Source organism: Chryseobacterium indologenes (genome assembly GCF_018362995.1).
Classification (GTDB): Bacteria; Bacteroidota; Bacteroidia; order Flavobacteriales; family Weeksellaceae; genus Chryseobacterium; species Chryseobacterium indologenes_G.
This window is the reverse complement of sequence record NZ_CP074372.1, coordinates 3,753,566-3,772,582: the sequence shown is the minus strand read 5'-3', so window position 1 is coordinate 3,772,582 and position 19,017 is coordinate 3,753,566. Positions and strand designations below refer to the sequence as shown.

The following is a 19,017-nucleotide window of genomic DNA, read 5'->3' as shown; positions in this document are numbered from 1 at the left end:
AAGAATAAAAACACATTAAACCTATTGAATAAAAAATGAAAATGAATCCCAAAATATCCGTTATTGTCCCCTGCTACAAACAGGCTCAGTTTTTAGATGAATGTCTGCAGTCTATCCTGGATCAGACTTATGAAAATTGGGAATGTATCATTGTCAATGACGGATCACCTGATAATACTGATGAAGTAGCTGATAAATGGGTAAAAAAAGACAACCGTTTTAAATATCTTTATAAAGAAAACGGAGGTCTGTCTTCTGCAAGAAATGCAGCACTGGAAATCGTTACCGGAGATTATATACAGTTTTTGGATTCTGATGATCTGATACACCGTGAAAAGTTTTCAAAAAGCCTTTCCGGAGACAAAGAATATCCGTTGATTGTAAGTCAGTACACTATCTACAGAAACCAAACCCATCTTCCTGGCTATAAAAATGTTGAGCAGAGTTTCCTGACCTTTGATGGAATTGTATACGATTGGGATCTTAAATTTTCCATCCCGATACACTGTGCTTTGATAAGCAAAAAGCTTCTGGAAGGTTTTCTTTTTGACACTACCCTTACCAGTTGTGAAGACTGGGTAATGTGGATTTATATCACCAAAGATCATCCTGACGCTCTCCTGATCAATGAAGCTCTTGCGCATTACCGAAAAGATGTCAACGATAATATGTCTGCTGATCCGATCAAAATTATGAAGCAGCGCCTTAAAATTTTACCTACCTTAAAAAAACTTTACGGTGAAGAGGTACATGACAAGCTGGCTTATCATATCATAGACGTTCGTACCACCCAGCTTATACAGCAAAGACGCGAATTTCAAAAAATGATTCCCCTGGCTGTAGTCGCAAAATATCTTTCTTTCAAAAGGTTTTATTACAAGCTTTTTAGAAAAAAAGTAGATGGCTAAACTTTAAGTTTAATGTACTTCGGACAACTATATTTCCATAAAAACTACACAAATGAGTGGATACTGCCAAACAGAAATACAGCAGAAACCCTTATAAATTATATAACTTAAAATAAATTTATTTAGATGAGTCAATTTGTACACGTAATCATGACAAGATTCAATGTTCCTACAAAAGGCTGGAACGAAACACGTTCAGGATATAAACCGCTTACTGAAGAATGGCTGGATGACCGGTTCAAGTTATTCAGAACTTACGTGCTCCCTTCTTATAAAAATCAGACCAACCAAAACTACGTCTGGCTTACCTTTTTCGACACCAATACATCTGATAAGTTTAGAAAAATCATTAAAGAAATTGAAACAGAATACCCAACTTTCAAAGCGGTATTTGTAGAAGATTTTGATGTTATGAAAACGAAAGCTGTAGAAATAATCCCACAGTTTTTCACTCCTGATACAAAATTTGTGATTACCAGCGAGCTGGATAATGATGACATGCTTCATCAGGATTATATAAAAACCGTTCAGGAGCATTTCAAACCGGTTCATGACCTGGTCATAGATTTAAGAAGAGGATACCAGCTTACCATGCTTCCGGACCGTAAAGCGGTAGTAAATGTTTATAACGCCGTAGTAAACCCGTTTGTAAGCTTAGCGGAAAGTGTAGACAACTTCAAAACAATGCTGAAGGAAAGAGCTCACAACAGCTATCGTCATTACCCGAATTTTTCTGTAGAAGACAGTAAAGAGATGTACATTCAGGTTATCCATCAGTACAACTTAATGAACGTTACCTTTAAACATAAAGCGGTTCCTGAAGTAGATTTTTCAGAATACGGAATGACAGAGGACACCAAATTTACAATAGACGGGTTCAAGACACTTCAGCACAATATTGCCAGAGTACCGTTTGTAATGGGACTTATTTTGAAAAAGATATTTAAAAAATAAGACTCCTCCAGTCATGAAGCTTAACAACCTCCAGATATTAAGAGGGATTTCAGCCTTATTGGTATGTTGCTTTCATTTCCGTGAAACAATAAATCTACCTGGGCTGAATCTTGGCGATATTCTCTTTAAAAAAGGAAGTATCGGTGTTCCCGTATTTTTTATTATCAGTGGATTTATCATGGCTTTCACCACTCAAAAAATAAATTTCAGTAAAGATTCTTTTCAGCAGATCACTTTATTTTACAAAAGAAGGGTGATCAGAATTGTTCCGCTGTACTATCTTTTGACTTTTGCTGCAATGATTCCCGGAGGAAGTTTTCTCCTCTATTTTCATGGTGCAGGGCTTTATGAGCTTATCCACTCATTATTATTCCTTCCCACGAAAAAAGAATTTCCGGTCCTTTTCTTAGGCTGGTCCTTAAATTTTGAGATGTTCTTTTATCTCATATTCGGACTCTCATTATTTTTTAAAGAAAAAAGGTATTACTTCATTGCAGGTTTTTTCATCCTGACATCAATTTTAGGTTCTTTTATTCAATTTGAAAGTCCTTATCTGCGAATGGTAACCCACTCGCTGAATCTTTATTTTGTTGTGGGAATTCTTTTTTCACTTTTACTGAATAGATTTACAATTCCAAAGATCTGGGCAACATTACTTTCTGTAACAGGAATTATATTATTTATATTGGTACTGCTTAGTATTATCCCTACAGATAATGATATGATAAAGCTGGCCATCATCTCCCTGTTTGTATTTTCTTTCTTAACTTTTGATTATATATTTCATTTTAAAGGAAACAAAGCCTTAATTTTTCTGGGAGACATTTCCTATTCACTATACCTGTCACATCCTTTTGTAGAAATTGCTTTAAAAAGATTTAAAGTTGAAGGCTACCTCAGTTTTCCCTTTTTTCTATTTAAGATTGTCATGGTCATTATAGTGGCATCACTTCTGTATTATTTTGTTGAGAAAAAAGTAACCAATTATTTAAAAATTAAATTAAAAGCATAATCCGATACAAATGAAAATTTCAGTAATTATTCCCGTTTACAATGCCGAAAAATATGTTTCGCAGGCTGTAGATTCCGCTCTTCAGTTCGAAGAGGTGTATGAAGTGGTATTGGTAGAAGACAAGTCTCCGGACAATGCATTGCAGGTTTGTAGGGAACTTGCTGAAAAATATGATAGGGTAAAGCTTTTTCAGCATCCTGATAAAGGCAATCATGGAGCAGGTGCCAGCAGAAATTTAGGGTTGGAAAAAGCGGAAGGAGATTTTATTGCTTTCCTGGATGCAGATGATTACTACCTTCCCAACCGTTTTGATGCAGAAAAAGAACTGTTTCCCAATATAGATGTAGATGGAGTTTATGGTGCCATCGGGGTTCATTATTATTCTGAGAAAGCAAAAGAACAATATTATAAGGTCTTTGGAGACCGCCTGACTACAGTTTACAAGAAACATCCTCCGAGAGATGTATTTCCGGGACAGCTTAACATGATAGGAACTTTCGGACTTTTCAGCATTGATGCATTGACTATCCGTAAAAGTTCTTTGAAAAACATGGAGTATTTCTTTAAAACACATTTAAAGCTTCATCAGGACACTGAATTTCTATTCAGACTCTCCTACTATCTGAATTTATATCCGGGAATTCTTGATAAGGCAGTAGCCGTAAGAGGAGTTCACGAGAACAACAGAATTACCAAAATAGACTCCAGAGAAGTTAAGCCGGCCTCAACAAGAGTTGTTCTGTGGAAAGAAGTTAACCATTGGGCAGAGAATGAAAATACCATCCCCAATGATGTTAAAATTCATATCAAAAGAGTATACAGGAGTTTCCAAATCGCCAATGCTCCTCTACTCAAAAAATGGGGAATGATTACAAAGTATTTGTTTACAGACTATAAAAGTATCCGTTCAGGGCTGTATAATATTAATTTTAGAAACGATTTGTTCTAACAATATAATTAAACTAAATGTTTAGTTTAAAATAATACTTTAGTTTTATTGTTTGGTAAAATGTATCTTTCTTAAAAGATCACGCATTGGTTTTTCAATAAACTGATAAAAAATTGCAGAACTGAGCAGCATAACAATAATGTAAATCACAAATACAATATCAATACTGAACGTATATTCCTTCCATTTTAAAAACTCCCTTACAAGATAAAGAACGGGAATATGAGTGATGTATATACCATAACTTATTTCTCCAAGATATTCCAGCGGTTTCAATGAAAAGAGCTTACTTACTCTTCCGTTATTAGCCGAAATCAGAAGAATTGCAGGTACAAAAAGTAAAGCCATCAACCCGTTGTGATAAAAAAGCGGAACAAACATCAGAGACACAAGGATCAGTAAAAAGACTGCGATCACCTGACGGTCGTAATTTTTTTGCTTGTAATTTCTTACAAAAAATATTCCTGCCAGATTCCCGATCAGAAATTCATTAAGATGCCAGAAAGGAAAATAATAAAGAAACTCATGACTTTTCGTGTGTGGCCCTTCATACGCTCCATATACCGGATACAGATTAGAAAACACCTGAGTAATCAGCCAGAGTCCAATGGCAAATACCCAAATCATTTTATTTTTCTTTGCGTAAAAATAATTATATAAAAACGGAAAAAGCAGGTAAAAGAAAAACTCTACAGAGATAGACCATCCCGGAAAATTCAGAATCATGGCTTCTCCCGGTATCCAGCTCTGAATACCCAATCCATATAAAACCAGCTTATACCAGTCAAACAGTTCATATCTCGTCATGAAATACAGCAGAAGTCCAAGCATATAGAGCGGATAGATTCTGGCAAACCTGTTTTTGTAAAACTCCAGATAATCAATCTTATCCTTCTTATGGTAGGCAATAATCATGATAAACCCTGAAAGAATAAAGAAATAGCTTACCCCTACATTCGCTCTCAAAAAAAGATTGGAAATATAATCTATCTTATATAAAAACAGATCTTTATTGAAATGGGAAATGACAATTGCCATAGCGGCAACAAACCTGGTAAATGTAATCTGACTTATCTTCACAGAATCGCAAAATGCTTTACTTTATCAAAACACAGCAGACCCAACTCTGAAAGCTGTTTTTATTTGATATAAAGTATTAATTTTAAGGCACAAAAATAAGATTTATTATTATAATTATGTAAAACAAATTATATTTGTAGGCTACAAATGTGAAAATAAATTTAGGTATGCTTTATGAAATTATAGCAAAAATTCAACGAAAAAGCCAGATTTCTCTTCTCAAAAAACACCCTTATGTTTCTTTCAAGGGGATAAAACTTGGGATCAGTGATCATTTTATTCTGCATGAAAATATAAAGAAAGTGACGATTGGCCACGGGGTCAGTTTCAGAAATTATGTACATGTTCTTGTACAACAGAATGCCACTTTAGAAATCGGAAACAATTTTTTCATGAATAACTTCTGTTCCATCAATTGTCTGGACAGTATTTCAATAGGTGACAATACATTATTCGGAGAAAATGTAAAACTGTATGATCACAACCATGCGTATCAGATTCATCCGGATTTTAAACTGTCTCACGCTGAGTTTACCACAGCTCCCATCAGAATCGGAAGCAATTGCTGGCTCGGAAGTAATGTTACCGTTCTAAAAGGAGTTACTATCGGGGACGACTGTATTATTGGGGCAGGATGTACCATTTACAAAGATGTGCCTTCCAATACAACCGTAATCAATCATCAGGAATTAATATTTAAGGAACATTAATGAAGTTTTCTATTCTTATAGCCCATTATAATAATGCTCATTTTTTCAAAGACTGTTTTGAAAGCATACTTCAGCAGACGTATACAGACTGGGAAGCCATCATTCTGGATGACGCCTCTTCTGAAAGCGAAAAGAAAATGATCCGGGAAATGATTTCAGGTGATAAAAGGTTTAAATTTTTTGAAAATGAAAAAAATTCCGGTGTAGGCGTTACGAAAAGTAAACTGATTGAGCTCGCTGAAGGGGAAATCTGTGGATTTTTAGATCCTGATGATGCTATCAACCCTACAGCTATTCAAAAATGTATGGAGATTTTTCAGACTAAAAAAAATACAGTCCTTACCTATTCAAGGTTTATGACGTGTGACCAGAATCTGAAACCTATTTCTCCGTTCAGATCTGCAATGCAGGTCCCGAATGGTGATCCTTATTTTTTTAATTTCCCGATTCAGATTGCTCATTTTGTAACTTTCAGAAAAGCAGTGTATGAACAGACTGAAAAAATGAATCCGGATTTGAAAATCGGTGAAGACCAGGATCTGTATCTTAAAATGTATGAAAAGGGAAAAGTTCAGTTCATTAATGACACTAACTATCTCTACAGAACTCACCAGGGCGGAATTTCCCAGAATGAGAATAAAAAGAAATCCCATGAGTATTTCGCGCAGGTGATTTTCAACACAATGAAGCGCAGAGGACTTACCACCATCAATGGACAGAAAATCCCGGATCATTATACAGGTGCGGATGAAATATTCGGTCTGTTACAATATCAGCACAAGTTTCCTTTCCGTATCAAGAAAAAAATAAAAATTACTTTACAATCAATCTTCGGATAATGATAGAAAAAAAAATAAAAATTTTGTTCAGACACCGCTCCATGGAAATGGGAGGCGTAGAAAAAGTACTGTTGGGACTTCTCAACAATCTGAATCCTGACAAATTTGAAATGACGGTATGCCTTACTCTTAACCAGGGTAAGCTGCGTGATGAGCTTCCGAAACATATCAGAAAAATATACCTTACTGATGGAAAAGAGGATTTTTCAGACAATTCTCTGCTTCAAAAACTTCAGCTTGCCAAGAGAAGGTTAAAGCTTCGTAAACTGAAAAACAACCCAGCTATTGCTGACAGGCTTATCAATGATACCTTTGATATAGAAATAGGGATGGATTACAGGGATTATGATGCTATCCTGAGTTCTACCCATAAAAATTCAAAAAAAATCGGATGGTTTCATTCTGAAATCAATGTTCCAAAATTTCAGCCTTTGGTGCCTGATATTTTAAAGAGCTTCCCGCAGTTTGATCATATGGTGTACTGCTCTCACAAAATAAAGGATATGATGCATCAGTATTATCCAGATCTCAATTATCCCGCTGAAAGTGTTATTATCAATCCTATTCCTATCGAAGAAATAAAGCGAAAGGCTGAAGAAAAGATTGACAACTTCCCTGAAGGACCTGTTTTTGCGTCTATCGGGAGACTTCATTCAAGAAAAGGATATCATAAACTTATTGAAGCCCATACAAGGCTTATCAACGAAGGATTTCATCACAGCATCATTGTCATTGGAGATGGTGATGAAATGAAGAACCTTAAAGCTCAGGTCGCAAAAAACAATGTTGAAAATACATTTATTCTGGCCGGAAATCAGATGAACCCTTATCCGTACATCAAGAAAGCAGATTACTTCATTCTTCCTTCCGAATCTGAAGCATGGCCTCTGGTAATTGCTGAAGCATTAATCCTTCAGAAGCCTATTATTGCAACGAATGTAGGTGATGTAGGGTTGATGATCAAAGACCGGGAAACGGGATACCTTATCAGTTATGAGGTTGATGAAATGTATTCGGCAATGAAGACATTCTTTACCGATCCCAGCCTTGTTCTCCATATCAGAGAAAATCTTAAAAATATTGAAAGTCAGTTCGACAATAAGAAAATATTTGACAGCGTAGAAAATATTATAGAAACGCTGTACAAAAAATAAGTTACTGTGCAGAATATCCTCCATCAATGACAAGATTGGTTCCTGTAACCCATCTTGAGGCGTCGGACAATAGAAAAATACAAGCATTCGCTACATCTTTAGGGTCACCTATTCCCAGCGGATGCTTTTTTATGATTTCTGATGAAGCTTCTTCACCAATATCTTCAAACATTTTTTCCAGAATCGGGGTATTCACCATGGCAGGGCTTATGCTGTTGACACGGATATTACTTCTGGAAAGTTCCATTGCCAATGAACGGGCACCTGAAATGACAGCCCCTTTACTGGCAGAATAAGCCGCTTTTCCAGCCTCCCCTACCATTCCTGCAACAGAAGAAATAAATACAAAACTGGACGTCTCTTCTTTATACTTTTTTAGAGAAAGGATTTTGGCAATTTCAAGTCCGGCAATGACATTCACTGCAAATATATCCTGGTACAACTGAGGATTGTGCTTTTTTAACGGTAATGTTTTCTCGATACCGGCACAGTGTATGAATCCTGAAATCTTGCCTAAAACTGAAACTTTATCTGCAATGACAGCTTCAAGGTTTTCAGATTGGGTAATATCTTCGGCAATGATCTCAAATTTGGTTTCAGGATTCAGCAGAGCAACGGTTTTCATCAGTTCTTCCTGGTTTCTTCCCACAAGAATCAAATCTGCGCCGCTTTTGCTGCATTCTACAGAACAGCTTCTCCCTATTCCGGAAGAAGCGCCTGTAATGAGAACAATTTTATTTTTTAATGAGAAAGCATCCATTAATCTTCAAAATTTTCTTTTCCTATAACATTCATCAGATCAGAAACGGTTTCGATATCTTTAAAATGCTTGGTATCAATTTTTTTGCTGAAATTTTCGTCTACAAATGCAATAACAGAAAGTAAACTGATAGAGTCATAGCTTTCCAAAGATTTTAAATTCGTTTCAGTGGTCAATGTTTCATCTTCCTCCAATTCTTCTTGTAGTTTTTCTAAAAAAACGGATGTCTTCATATTTTATAATTTTAAATGTTTGTTATCTTAAATTTCCATAATGGTGGCTCCCCATGAATAACCTACTCCAAAGCCTGCCATTAAAACTTTATCTCCTTCCTTCAGCATTCCTTTATCCATCATATTTTTAAGGGCAATAGGAATAGTTGCAGAAACAGTGTTTCCGGTATTTTCCATATCAATATAGAACTTTTCAGCCGGTATTTTTGTTTTCTTTCTTAAATAATTCAGCATAAAAGAATTAGCCTGGTGAAAAACAAAATGATCAATATCATCCATGGTCATTCCGTTCACTTCAAGGGTTTCTTTTACCAATCCCGGGATATTTTCAATTGTAAAATTAAAAATTTCAGGACCATTCATATAAATATTTTCCGGGCTGAATTCATGCTCAGGATTCAGTTCAAAGTCTTTTTTAAAAGCTCCTTTCTTCACGATAAGGTTTTCAGCACCGCTCCCGTCTGTACCCAGACAGAATTGATAGTCATTCCCCTCTGCTTTTTCAATAATTGCTGAGGCTGAAGCATCCCCGAATATGCTTCGGTTTCCTTTATCATCAGGATGAATATGTTTGGTGTACGTTTCTGAAGTCACCAAAAGAATACTCTTTGCAACTCCAGCAGCAATCAAACCTTTCGCAAACGCTAATCCATACACAAACCCTGAGCAGCCAAGATTAAAATCTATAGCTCCGATATTTTTCCTAAGCCTCAATCTGTCCTGCAAAATACAGGCCGTTGTAGGCAGAAAATACTCCGGACTCTGGGTACAGAACAAAATAAAATCTATTTTGTTCCTGTCATAGTTTTCGAAAATTTTTTCGGAAGATTGTACAGCCATATCCAGCACCGTTTCGTTGTCTGAAGAAATATGACGTTGAGAAATACCTACTTTCTCCTTGATGCGTTCTGAACTCCATTCGGGGAACAATTTTTCAAGCCCCTCGTTAGTTAACACCTGCTGAGGCAGATAATATTCTATTTTTGAAATTTTCATCATATTAATAAATTCTCTTTCTTTGCAAAAGTAACGAAAACAACTTTACACTTGTGATGATTTTTATATTCAGAATCCTATTAAAAATAGACGCTCTCTATCAATCTTTTTTGAATAGAGGCAGTCTTGAAGTGGCTAAATATAGAGGTATGAAGGTAGGAAAAAACTTCAATATGCCCGATAAAGTGTATTTTGGAACTGAACCTTATCTTATTGAGATTGGTGACAATGTGAATATTGCCGGAGACGTAAGATTTGTAAATCACGGCGGAACCACTACTCTGTTGAGAAGACTTCCCGGATACGAAGATGCCAGAATTCTTGGAAGAATAAAAATAGGAAATAACTGTACAATTGGTCTCAATGCTGTAATCATGCAGGATGTACAGATTGGTAACAACTGTATTCTGGGAGCTAATTCTGTGCTTTCACAGTCTATGCCAGATAATACGGTGTTTATTGGAAATCCGGCCCAATTCTTGTGTACCATTGAAGACTATGGTGATATTGTTCTTAAAAACAACCCGGAATATCCCCGTGAGTTGGAAAAAGACAGGAAAAAACTGGATGCCTATATCAAAGAAAATCTTCCTCATAAGTATAAAAAAGCAAGAAAAATTAAATAAATTTAATCTTGTAAAATCATAAAATAAACAAATTGAAAAAGAAAAAACTCCTCATTCGTATAGGTTCATTACGTCATGGCGGTGCAGAAAAAGTATTAATCAACTTTCTGAAAAATCTTCCTCCCGATAAATATGAAGTAGACCTGCTGGTCAACCTCTATTCGGGATTATATATTAAAGAAGTTCCGTCATGGGTTACTTTATACTATCTGACAAAAGGAGAAATGATAACGACCAACAGACCGCAGGATATTCCTGTGAAAGCTTACAGGGTTCTTTATCAGAAAATGTTTCTTTGGTTCCCTTCTCTTCTTTATAAATTTGTTTTAAAAAATAAAAAATATGATGTAGAGATTGCAGCCATTCATGCCATGCATCAGGAAATACTGTCCAGCCCTCAAAAGGATTCCAAAAAGATTATCTGGGTACAGAATGATATCTTCAATCTGAAAGAATACACTCCGGAAGTCATCAGACAATTTTTCAGATTTGACAGAATTCTTGTGATTTCCAACAAGCTGCAGGAAGGAATGCATAATCTGGCTAAAAACGAGGCGGAAAAGGCTTCTGTAATTAAGATTTTTAATCCAATTGATAGGAATGATACCTTAAGAAAGGCAGATGTTGAAATCAATGATTATCCTTTCAACAGTGATCTTCCTACTTTTGTAACGGTAGGAACCGTGTATCCTCAGAAAGGGTATGACCGATTGTTGAATGTTCATAAAAAACTGATCGATGAAGGGTTGAAACATCAGCTTCTGATCATTGGTGACGGTTATGATTTTGATAAAACCCAGGATCAGCTCAATGCACTGGGGCTTCAGGATACGGCAAAAATGCTGGGTTTCAGCAGTAATCCGTACCCGTATATGAAAAAGGCGGATTTCTATATTATGTCATCCAGACATGAGGGCTTCCCTACAATCATTGCCGAAGCTCTTATTCTCAACAAACCTATTTCTGCAACGGATATTTCCGGTATCAGAGACCTTCTGCAGGACGGAAAACTGGGCAATATTACTGCAAATTCCGAAGAAGGAATATACGAAGGAATGAAAAAGTTTCTTACCGATAAAAATATCACTGAAGAATACAAAAAACAGATCTCAGCAACAGAACTGCCGTTTGTACTGGAAAAATCTGTAGAACATCTTCAGAAAATAATTGATGAAGTATAAAAACATTGACAATGGCTGATTATTCTATCATTCAAAAAGACTTTTACCGGGAAAGCGGAAAGTGGCTTTCAACATTTCAGATCTGGAAAAAGTGTATTAATCCTAATCTTCATTTTGTTTACATTCTGAGAAAGGCTCAGAAGTATCAGAAAAGCCCTCTTTTGAATACGTTCTGGAGAATTGTATTAAGGCATTATCAGATCAAATACGGATTTCAGATTTATCCTGAAACTCAGATTGGAGAAGGTTTTTATCTGGGCCATTGGGGAAGTCTTGTCATCAATCCGAAAACAGTCATTGGCAAGAACTGCAATATCGCACAAGGAGTCACTATCGGCCAGCAAAACCGTGGAAAGAATGAAGGTTTTCCAATTATTGGTGATGAAGTCTGGATAGGCACCAATGCCGTTATTGTAGGCGCTGTCACTATCGGAAATAATGTATTGATAGTTCCTAATTCTTATGTCAATTTTGATGTTCCATCCAATTCTGTTGTCATAGGAAACCCGGCAAAAATCATCCCTACCCCTAATGCTACAATGGATTATATCAACCGTAAAGTATAGTAATCCCAGCCACTTATAGTAAAAATTCTACTTGCATTTATTGGTAATTTCGTGTACATTTGTAAAAAAGGCATTGTTTGGTTATGAAATAACGATACAATTATCTGGTTTTATAAACAATATCTTGTTCTATAATCCGGATGGCCTCAATATCACTTGTCCTGAAAAAAATCGCTTAATATTAAAAACACAACCCAGACTTATTATTAATTAAAAAAAATAATTTTTTGATGAAAGAAACACACCCTCATTATTCCCATTCTTTATCTGCAATATCAGCTCTATAGTTACGTTTTCTACCATCATTGAAAAACTAAACGGACAGAAATAACTTTCTATCATGCAACTGTAGCAATTTATCTTTCAAAAGTTTCTTTTTTGAGTTGATATAATATCCGCAATCTCTAAGAATTATTATCTGATATTAATTCTTCTTATGCAACATATAATTCTGATATTCAGCTCTCACGTGGAAGATTCTTAAAAAAGATTATAAAAAAGATCTTAACAGCCCCGAAAACATATTTACAACCATGCTCAAAAAAATAGTTCCCATTCTTCTCATTATAATATACCTAACAGGTTTTTTGGTTTCATTCCCTTATATCTTTGATAATTTATTTGGCCCCGAAAAATTGGACAGTATCCGGAATATTTTTGAGTATGGAATTATGTTTTGTTCGTTTCTTGTATTCAATGCTCTTCTTTTTAAGAATAGATATACGTCTGTAATTGCTGTTATTCTCTGTTTATTATTAAGCATTAACTTTCTGATATCAGTATCCTGTTTTCTTATCTACCATTCCGGATTTAATGTAGGAATGGCGATCAGTATTCTTGAGTCTAATCCTGATGAGGCAATGAGCATGTCTTATATGTTTATTCTTCCGGGCATTTTGTTTTTCATTTTTCTGGGAATGGTACTGTACTCTGTGAATTACCTTAAAAAAAATGTAGTCAAGATTGATGCTAAATTTATCATTATTGCTTTACTGTGGCTTATTTTGCCATTCGGATACCATCTTAAACATACCTATGTAAGCAATAAAGGAGGAGGCAGGATGATCAAGAATGTTTATTATCATTTATCCGATTTCAATACCGCTTTGAATATACAAAGGGACATTAACGAAATAAAAAAGAATATTCCGGTTTTCAACATCAAAAAAATACAACCGGGAATAGAAAATGTAATTCTGATCATCGGAGAGTCTGAAAGAAAGCAAAATATGTCGCTGTACGGTTATCATCAAAAAACAACTCCTTATACGGATCAGCAGGCTCAAAATATGATGATTTTTGACAATGCTGTTTCTCCTGCGGGAATTACCAACCTGAGCGTCCCTTTAATGCTGTCCAGTATTCATCCGGATGAATTCAGATATAATTATGACAAGCTATCCTACAATATCATCAATCTGGCCAACCAAATCGGATACAACTCATTCTGGCTCAGCACACAGGCGAGCGCAAGAGGAATAACAGCTATCGCTTCGATGTCTAAAAATAAGAAATGGGTAAATGGTTATGATGAAGTGATTGTTCCGGAACTGGAGAAGGTCATTCAGAAAAAAGAGGATAAATTTGTGGTTCTCCACATCATGGGAAGCCATCCAAATCCATGTAACAGGCTTCCCCCCAATTGGAATTCCGAGAACTTAAACTGTTATGACAGCTCTATAAAATACACAGATTATGTCTTTAATAATATTTTCCGAACGTTGAAAAACACCAATTCTGTAGTCATCTATGCTTCAGATCATGGACTTAAAATACAGGGTGATAAATTATTGCACATAGACTCTAAAGAATCTACCCAGGTTCCGTTTTTTGTATGGTATGGAGATAAGGTTCCTGCAACGTATAGAATTACCGGACATGAAACCAAGCAGACCCAAACAACTTACATCTATCCTCTGATTATGAAATATATGGGTCTTGAGGCTCCGCAGCATTATAAAAATGAAGGAAATAAATACTTAAACTTAGAGATGAAAAGTATGGAATATGAAAAGCTGCCGGAGTAGAATATTATCTTCCTGTGAAAGAAATCTATACCACAGCTGTTCTTTTATTGATCAAATAAGCAATCAATAGATTAGGAACCCAGCACAACCAGGCAACGGCAATATAAGAATTCTCAGGATCACCGGTAATATTGGTTAGCAAAGGATACCACAATCTCAGGGTTACCGCAGCAAAAGTACAGGCATAGCTATAAATCATGAACTGTTGATGCATTAAAACATTTCCTTTTCTTACCTGCCCAACTGCTACAAGAGTTGTTATCAGCCAAGTACTTCCTAAGCTGATAAAACCTATTGCAGAAATCACTCCGCCGTTAGCATAGAAGCCCATATAAACAGCTGAAACAGAACTTATGACCACTGCAATTACGTAGATACTTCCAAGCTTCCTATGGATCTTGATATATTTATTCCTGAATGAACTGCCAAACTGACGCCAGCCAATAAAAAGCGCCAGTCCTCCGAAAATAATATGGGTAAAAAATGCAGTTTTCCAGATGATATTATGAAGTATTTCTGGAGATTTGGAACCTAAAAAGGTATGTTTATGCTCCACAAAAGCATAAAGAAGAGGATAAGCACCAATAAGCAATGCCAACACACACATGATTACAAATAATAATTTTCTCATAAAGGTCTGATTCAATTTTCCTGTAAAAATGAGGATTATAAACGCTCCATCTGTTCCAAAATGAAAGGTGGAACAAATATTTAAATTACTAGAATAAAACAACTTACCCTCAAAAAAAACCATAAGCATGTTATTCCATAGTAATACTCTGACTTTTTAGAAATTCTCTCGGTGAGCAGTTCATGTATTTTTTAAAATTCCGGTTAAATGAAGTTTTTGAATTAAATCCACTCTCAAATGCCAATGAAAGAATTGTAAATTTTCCATTTTCAGGTAATATTGCTATTCTCTTGAATTCTTCAATCCGCTGACGGTTGATGTAATCGTAAAAGTTTCTATTTTCAACAAAATTGATGGTTTGGGAAAGTATATTCGGGTGAACACTCAAAAGTTTTGCAACATAATTAAGGTTTAGTTCAGGGTCTTTATACAATTTTTCCTTTTCCATTTGAATCACAAGTTTATTATATATATCCTGTATTGCTTCTTCTCCGGCAAAAGTTTTCTCATATTTTGGAACTTCGGGACTATTTTCAACTGTAGTTTTTTCAATAAAACCCTCAGTTTTTACAACTGAATAATCCAGAATACCCACCCAGCTGATTCCGAAATAGGCTGCAACCAGGATAAACAAAACAACCATAGAAAAAATAAGAATATTGTTTCTTATTATAACGGCAATCCATATCAGCGCTATTCCGATAATAAGATAATATACCCAATTCAGATTGATTTTCTCAGTATTTGAATATTGATTGGAAATTTCTTTCTTATATTTTCTGACTGCAACAAGACTTAATCCTACATACAGAATCCCAGAGAGAATCATAAGTATTTTGATCACCTGGCTCAAGGTTTCATATCCTTTTCCTTTATTCTGATATACTGTTGCTCTATCTTGAGGAGGGAGAAATAAAAACTGAGATAAGGCAATATAGATCATCACAACCGGAAGCCAATGCAACAGCCAGATCTTTTTAACGGAGTTTGGGTTGGTGACACACAAGATATACAAATACAGCATCGGACCATGCATAAAAGGAAAGGGAATTTCAAAACCAATGAGGGAAGGGAAATTCAAATAACCATCCCCACGAAATAAAATGAAGAAGATAAGGTGCATTCCTATGATCATAAACCATATTGCCAGCACATAATCTGCAGTCACCTTTTTGGATTTCCCCAATATCAGAAAGGATGAAAAAAAGGCAATAAAAATTCCTGCCCAGTAATATAGTGGTGATAAAGATTGCAAACCAAGCTCAGACATCAAATAGATAGATTATCAAGGTGTTAAATTATTCATTTTTTGACATATATGACAGCTTTTTTAGTAGGTTTTCCTGCAGCACATCCGTAATCATACAAATAATTAAGAATATTTTAATTCACAAATCCCGAATTTTAATTTATACTTCGTAATTTTATCATGGTTTAAACGTTTGGATTACCCTATAAGCCTAATGGCTGTAAACAAAGTATACCGGAATATCAGATATGATTTTAAGCATATTTTAATATTAAACTTTGTTAAAAGTGATTGACTTTTTAACAAAAAGTATATTTTTGTACAATTATTGATTTAGTCTATTGATTTTGGAAATAATTTAAACGAAATAAATAATTATAAACTTTTAAAAATTTAAAATTATGTCACAATCGTACGAGGTTATTTTCGAAAACAATAAAAAATGGGTAGAATCCAAAGTAGCTGAAGACCCGAATTTCTTCAAGGAACTTGCAAAAACTCAGCACCCTGAATTCCTTTATATCGGATGTTCAGACAGCAGAGCTACAGCAGAAGAACTGATGGGAGCAAAGCCAGGCGAAGTATTTGTTCACAGAAACATTGCCAATGTTGTCAATACTTTAGATATGAGTTCCACAGCCGTTATTCAATATGCTGTAGAACATCTGAAAGTAAAGCACATTATTGTGTGCGGACATTACAACTGCGGTGGTGTAAAAGCAGCGATGACGCCTCAGGATCTGGGACTATTGAATCCCTGGCTGAGAAACATCCGTGACGTTTACAGATTACATCAGGTAGAGCTGGATTCTATTGAAGACGAAAGCAAGCGTTATGACAGACTTGTAGAGCTTAATGTTCAGGAGCAGTGCATCAACGTAATCAAAATGGCCTGTGTACAGGAAAGGTATATTTTAGAAGAACAACCTATTGTACATGGCTGGGTATTTGACCTTAGAACAGGTAAAATTATTGATCTGAAGATTGATTTTGAGAAAACCTTAAAAGACATCCAGAAGATCTACAATCTTACGAGTTCAGATTGGGTAATGAGCAGAAAGACCAAGTAGTTTTTCTAAAAAGAATGTAAAATGAAATTCTGGAGTATTATTGTATTAACGTTTTTTCTGAATTTTACAGCGCTGCCAGGCATTGCTGCGGTAGCGGGCTGGGATATTGCAAGAACGAATATAATCATCAACGAAGAAGAACCACATTCTCATCCGTCCTCATTTATTGTTTACGAAAAGACTATTCCGAAACCTTTGGACGTTTTTGACTATCTGAAGTTTTCCGAACCTGATTTTCAGGGCGTTTCTTTTGTACTGATAGATGATTCTTTTCATTTATCACCTTTACTTACTATATTTTCTCCCCCTCCGGAAGCGTAATTCCTATAGTTAGATTTTTTTGATACTATTTCCATATCATTTTTTGATATCGGATACGCACGTACTTTAAAAATTATTTTTTCTCAACTTTTTATAATTGACTTATTTAAGAACAAATAAGCCGGTTATACTTTACAGCTTCACATTATGAAAAAGACATCATTAATAGGAGGAATCAAGGAAAATTTTCCTTCAGGACTCGTGGTATTTTTAGTAGCACTTCCGTTGTGTTTAGGAATTGCTTTAGCATCAGGTGCTCCCCCATTATCCGGTATTATTGCCGGTATTGTAGGCGGTCTGGTAGTAGGAACAATCAGTAATTCTAATATCTCAGTTTCCGGGCCTGCAGCAGGTTTAACGGCAATTGTTTTAACAGCTATAACAGATCTTGGCGCATTTGAGCTTTTCCTTTGTGCAGGGATTATTGCAGGACTTATTCAGTTGGTTTTAGGATTTGTAAGAGCCGGAAGTATTTCCAACTACTTTCCCAATAACGTGATTGAAGGAATGCTTGCTGCCATAGGAATCATTATTATTCTAAAACAGATTCCGCATGCTTTAGGATTTGACAAAGATTATGAAGGTCATGAATCTATTTTTGATAATGGCTTAAACTTCGGATATTTTACAGAATTATTGGGGGCTATCCATCCGGGTGCCATTGTTATTACTTTAGTTTCTGTAGCAATTCTTATCGCATGGGATAAAATCCACGTACTGAAAAGGATGAAAATGCTTCCGGGAGCGCTAGTTGCCGTAATTGTAAGCATTCTCCTGAATCAACTCTTTAAGATGTCCGGAAGCTCTCTGGCTATCCAAACCCAGCATTTGGTTTCTTTACCTGTTCCACAGTCTTTTGATGATTTCAAAAACCTGATTACCACTCCGGATTTTAATGGTTTCACAAATCCCAAAGTATGGATTGTAGGAGCAACAATTGCTATTGTAGCCTCTATTGAGACATTACTTTGTATCGAAGCATCAGACCGTCTAGACCGACAGAGAAGAATTACAGATACCAATCTTGAGCTTAAGGCTCAGGGAATCGGGAACCTTATCAGTTCATTTATTGGTGGTCTTCCAATGACGTCTGTTGTCGTAAGAAGTTCTGCCAACGCAAATGCCGGAGCAACTTCTAAAATGTCGGCTATTATTCACGGAATATTTTTATTGATCTGTGTACTTTCTATTCCTGTTATTTTAAATTTAATTCCATTGGCTACTTTGGCTGCGGTATTAATTTTAGTAGGATATAAATTGGCAAAGCCAGCTACATTCAAACATTTCTGGAAGTTAGGAAAGTTCCAATTTATTCCGTTTGTAGCAACGGTGGTAGCGGTAGTGGCAACAGATTTATTAAAAGGAGTCGGAATTGGTCTTACCATCTCTGTTTTCTATATTCTTCAGGGAAATATGAAAAGAGCTTATTATTTAAGCAGAGAAAGGCTGGATGATGCAGATGGGATCAACATAAAACTGGCTGAAGAAGTTTCATTTTTAAATAAAGCAGCGATCAAAAAAACACTTAAAAATATAAAACCAAACTCTACAGTGATCATTGACGCCAGAAGCACTTCCTACATTGCAACGGATGTACTGGAAATGATTCAGGACTTTGCCAATATTCGTGCAAAGGAACAGGATATCAATGTAGAGCTTATAGGCTTTAAAACTTCATACAGAGATTACGAAAGAAGTGAGGATTCCCATATTCTGGTTACTCACAAAAGAGCCATGTAATCTCAATAATT

20 protein-coding genes are annotated in these 19,017 nt (G+C 35.6%); 14 read left to right on the top strand and 6 right to left on the bottom strand.

All coding sequences use genetic code 11. The features are described from left to right. Positions 1-41 precede the first annotated feature (41 nt). From DYR29_RS17050 to DYR29_RS17035, 4 genes are all read left to right on the top strand, one after another. Positions 42-908 (top strand): glycosyltransferase family 2 protein, encoded by an 867-nt coding sequence (locus DYR29_RS17050; protein WP_249413526.1) that lies wholly within the window; start codon positions 42-44, stop codon positions 906-908. A 126-nt stretch (positions 909-1,034) separates the two neighbouring features. Beyond that, on the top strand, positions 1,035-1,862 hold the full coding sequence (locus DYR29_RS17045; protein WP_180565003.1) for a glycosyltransferase: 828 nt from the start codon (positions 1,035-1,037) through the stop codon (positions 1,860-1,862). A 13-nt stretch (positions 1,863-1,875) separates the two neighbouring features. Beyond that, positions 1,876-2,874: an acyltransferase family protein gene (locus DYR29_RS17040; protein ID WP_213277809.1), complete on the top strand. Its 999-nt coding sequence runs from the start codon at positions 1,876-1,878 to the stop codon at positions 2,872-2,874. 10 nt (positions 2,875-2,884) lie between these two features. Beyond that, a complete protein-coding gene (locus tag DYR29_RS17035) occupies positions 2,885-3,823 on the top strand; it encodes a glycosyltransferase family 2 protein (protein WP_213277808.1) in 939 nt (312 codons plus the stop codon). Between the two features lie 45 nt (positions 3,824-3,868). On the opposite strand, the gene DYR29_RS17030 is transcribed toward DYR29_RS17035, so the two are convergent. Next, entirely contained in the window at positions 3,869-4,903 is a 1,035-nt protein-coding gene (locus tag DYR29_RS17030; RefSeq protein WP_213277807.1) for an acyltransferase family protein, read from the bottom strand. Positions 4,904-5,070: 167 nt separating this feature from the next. Between DYR29_RS17030 and DYR29_RS17025 the strand changes: the two genes are divergently transcribed. Genes DYR29_RS17025 through DYR29_RS17015 form a run of 3 tightly spaced genes read left to right on the top strand, consistent with a single transcriptional unit; the run spans position 5,071 to position 7,606 of the window. Next, positions 5,071-5,613, top strand: coding sequence for an acyltransferase (locus DYR29_RS17025; protein WP_213277806.1), 543 nt, complete (start codon positions 5,071-5,073; stop codon positions 5,611-5,613). After that, a complete protein-coding gene (locus DYR29_RS17020; protein WP_213277805.1) occupies positions 5,613-6,452 on the top strand; it encodes a glycosyltransferase family 2 protein in 840 nt (279 codons plus the stop codon). Before DYR29_RS17025 ends, DYR29_RS17020 begins: the two co-directional genes overlap by 1 nt. After that, positions 6,452-7,606, top strand: coding sequence for a glycosyltransferase (locus tag DYR29_RS17015; RefSeq protein ID WP_213277804.1), 1,155 nt, complete (start codon positions 6,452-6,454; stop codon positions 7,604-7,606). The genes DYR29_RS17020 and DYR29_RS17015 overlap by 1 nt, the downstream gene beginning before the upstream one ends. Position 7,607: 1 nt before the next feature. Here DYR29_RS17015 and DYR29_RS17010 read toward each other — a convergent pair whose 3' ends face one another. From DYR29_RS17010 to DYR29_RS17000, 3 genes are read right to left on the bottom strand one after another with little or no spacing between them, the layout of a single operon-like run. Beyond that, a complete protein-coding gene (locus DYR29_RS17010) occupies positions 7,608-8,366 on the bottom strand; it encodes an SDR family NAD(P)-dependent oxidoreductase (protein ID WP_213277803.1) in 759 nt (252 codons plus the stop codon). Further along, on the bottom strand, positions 8,366-8,599 hold the full coding sequence (locus DYR29_RS17005; RefSeq protein ID WP_047380387.1) for a phosphopantetheine-binding protein: 234 nt from the start codon (positions 8,597-8,599) through the stop codon (positions 8,366-8,368). The genes DYR29_RS17010 and DYR29_RS17005 overlap by 1 nt, the downstream gene beginning before the upstream one ends. 27 nt (positions 8,600-8,626) lie before the next feature. After that, positions 8,627-9,598: a 3-oxoacyl-ACP synthase III family protein gene (locus tag DYR29_RS17000; RefSeq protein ID WP_213277802.1), complete on the bottom strand. Its 972-nt coding sequence runs from the start codon at positions 9,596-9,598 to the stop codon at positions 8,627-8,629. Between the two features lie 146 nt (positions 9,599-9,744). Here DYR29_RS17000 and DYR29_RS16995 point away from each other — a divergent pair, with 146 nt between their 5' ends. The 4 genes from DYR29_RS16995 (at position 9,745) to DYR29_RS16980 (ending at position 13,995) form a co-directional block, all read left to right on the top strand. Then, positions 9,745-10,221 carry an acyltransferase gene (locus tag DYR29_RS16995; protein WP_228408609.1) on the top strand — a complete coding sequence of 159 codons (477 nt, stop codon included), beginning with the start codon at positions 9,745-9,747 and terminating at the stop codon, positions 10,219-10,221. A gap of 32 nt (positions 10,222-10,253) precedes the next feature. Further along, complete coding sequence (locus tag DYR29_RS16990; protein ID WP_213277801.1) at positions 10,254-11,402, top strand: glycosyltransferase; 1,149 nt, start codon at positions 10,254-10,256, stop codon at positions 11,400-11,402. An 11-nt stretch (positions 11,403-11,413) separates the two neighbouring features. Beyond that, on the top strand, positions 11,414-11,968 hold the full coding sequence (locus DYR29_RS16985) for a serine O-acetyltransferase (protein WP_213277800.1): 555 nt from the start codon (positions 11,414-11,416) through the stop codon (positions 11,966-11,968). An 821-nt stretch (positions 11,969-12,789) separates the two neighbouring features. Continuing rightward, entirely contained in the window at positions 12,790-13,995 is a 1,206-nt protein-coding gene (locus DYR29_RS16980) for a phosphoethanolamine transferase (RefSeq protein ID WP_213277799.1), read from the top strand. A gap of 25 nt (positions 13,996-14,020) precedes the next feature. Here DYR29_RS16980 and DYR29_RS16975 read toward each other — a convergent pair whose 3' ends face one another. Both DYR29_RS16975 and DYR29_RS16970 read right to left on the bottom strand, forming a co-directional pair. Next, the gene (locus DYR29_RS16975; RefSeq protein WP_213277798.1) at positions 14,021-14,626 is read right to left on the bottom strand and encodes a DUF2306 domain-containing protein; all 606 of its coding nucleotides are present in this window, start codon (positions 14,624-14,626) and stop codon (positions 14,021-14,023) included. A 130-nt stretch (positions 14,627-14,756) separates the two neighbouring features. Next, a complete protein-coding gene (locus DYR29_RS16970) occupies positions 14,757-15,896 on the bottom strand; it encodes a helix-turn-helix domain-containing protein (protein ID WP_213277797.1) in 1,140 nt (379 codons plus the stop codon). Positions 15,897-16,276: 380 nt separating this feature from the next. On the opposite strand from DYR29_RS16970, the gene DYR29_RS16965 reads away from it, so the two are divergent. The 3 genes from DYR29_RS16965 to DYR29_RS16955 all read left to right on the top strand — a co-directional run bounded on the left by DYR29_RS16965 (position 16,277) and on the right by DYR29_RS16955 (position 19,006). Further along, positions 16,277-16,945 carry a carbonic anhydrase gene (locus DYR29_RS16965; protein ID WP_142717197.1) on the top strand — a complete coding sequence of 223 codons (669 nt, stop codon included), beginning with the start codon at positions 16,277-16,279 and terminating at the stop codon, positions 16,943-16,945. 21 nt (positions 16,946-16,966) lie between these two features. Further along, positions 16,967-17,266 (top strand): hypothetical protein, encoded by a 300-nt coding sequence (locus DYR29_RS16960; protein ID WP_047380370.1) that lies wholly within the window; start codon positions 16,967-16,969, stop codon positions 17,264-17,266. A 147-nt stretch (positions 17,267-17,413) separates the two neighbouring features. Next, positions 17,414-19,006 carry a SulP family inorganic anion transporter gene (locus tag DYR29_RS16955; RefSeq protein ID WP_142717198.1) on the top strand — a complete coding sequence of 531 codons (1,593 nt, stop codon included), beginning with the start codon at positions 17,414-17,416 and terminating at the stop codon, positions 19,004-19,006. The last annotated feature ends 11 nt before the right edge of the window (positions 19,007-19,017 follow it).

What these genes read in the sequence shown, in the direction of transcription:
- DYR29_RS17050 (WP_249413526.1), top strand. Translation starts at nt 42, where the DNA reads ATGAATCCCAAAATATCCGTTATTGTCCCCTGCTACAAACAGGCTCAG.
- DYR29_RS17045 (WP_180565003.1), top strand. Translation starts at nt 1,035, where the DNA reads ATGAGTCAATTTGTACACGTAATCATGACAAGATTCAATGTTCCTACA.
- DYR29_RS17040 (WP_213277809.1), top strand. Translation starts at nt 1,876, where the DNA reads ATGAAGCTTAACAACCTCCAGATATTAAGAGGGATTTCAGCCTTATTG.
- DYR29_RS17035 (WP_213277808.1), top strand. Translation starts at nt 2,885, where the DNA reads ATGAAAATTTCAGTAATTATTCCCGTTTACAATGCCGAAAAATATGTT.
- DYR29_RS17025 (WP_213277806.1), top strand. Translation starts at nt 5,071, where the DNA reads ATGCTTTATGAAATTATAGCAAAAATTCAACGAAAAAGCCAGATTTCT.
- DYR29_RS17020 (WP_213277805.1), top strand. Translation starts at nt 5,613, where the DNA reads ATGAAGTTTTCTATTCTTATAGCCCATTATAATAATGCTCATTTTTTC.
- DYR29_RS17015 (WP_213277804.1), top strand. Translation starts at nt 6,452, where the DNA reads ATGATAGAAAAAAAAATAAAAATTTTGTTCAGACACCGCTCCATGGAA.
- DYR29_RS17010 (WP_213277803.1), bottom strand. Translation starts at nt 8,366, where the DNA reads ATGGATGCTTTCTCATTAAAAAATAAAATTGTTCTCATTACAGGCGCT.
- DYR29_RS17005 (WP_047380387.1), bottom strand. Translation starts at nt 8,599, where the DNA reads ATGAAGACATCCGTTTTTTTAGAAAAACTACAAGAAGAATTGGAGGAA.
- DYR29_RS17000 (WP_213277802.1), bottom strand. Translation starts at nt 9,598, where the DNA reads ATGATGAAAATTTCAAAAATAGAATATTATCTGCCTCAGCAGGTGTTA.
- DYR29_RS16995 (WP_228408609.1), top strand. Translation starts at nt 9,745, where the DNA reads ATGAAGGTAGGAAAAAACTTCAATATGCCCGATAAAGTGTATTTTGGA.
- DYR29_RS16985 (WP_213277800.1), top strand. Translation starts at nt 11,414, where the DNA reads ATGGCTGATTATTCTATCATTCAAAAAGACTTTTACCGGGAAAGCGGA.
- DYR29_RS16980 (WP_213277799.1), top strand. Translation starts at nt 12,790, where the DNA reads ATGGCGATCAGTATTCTTGAGTCTAATCCTGATGAGGCAATGAGCATG.
- DYR29_RS16975 (WP_213277798.1), bottom strand. Translation starts at nt 14,626, where the DNA reads ATGAGAAAATTATTATTTGTAATCATGTGTGTGTTGGCATTGCTTATT.
- DYR29_RS16970 (WP_213277797.1), bottom strand. Translation starts at nt 15,896, where the DNA reads ATGTCTGAGCTTGGTTTGCAATCTTTATCACCACTATATTACTGGGCA.
- DYR29_RS16965 (WP_142717197.1), top strand. Translation starts at nt 16,277, where the DNA reads ATGTCACAATCGTACGAGGTTATTTTCGAAAACAATAAAAAATGGGTA.
- DYR29_RS16960 (WP_047380370.1), top strand. Translation starts at nt 16,967, where the DNA reads ATGAAATTCTGGAGTATTATTGTATTAACGTTTTTTCTGAATTTTACA.
- DYR29_RS16955 (WP_142717198.1), top strand. Translation starts at nt 17,414, where the DNA reads ATGAAAAAGACATCATTAATAGGAGGAATCAAGGAAAATTTTCCTTCA.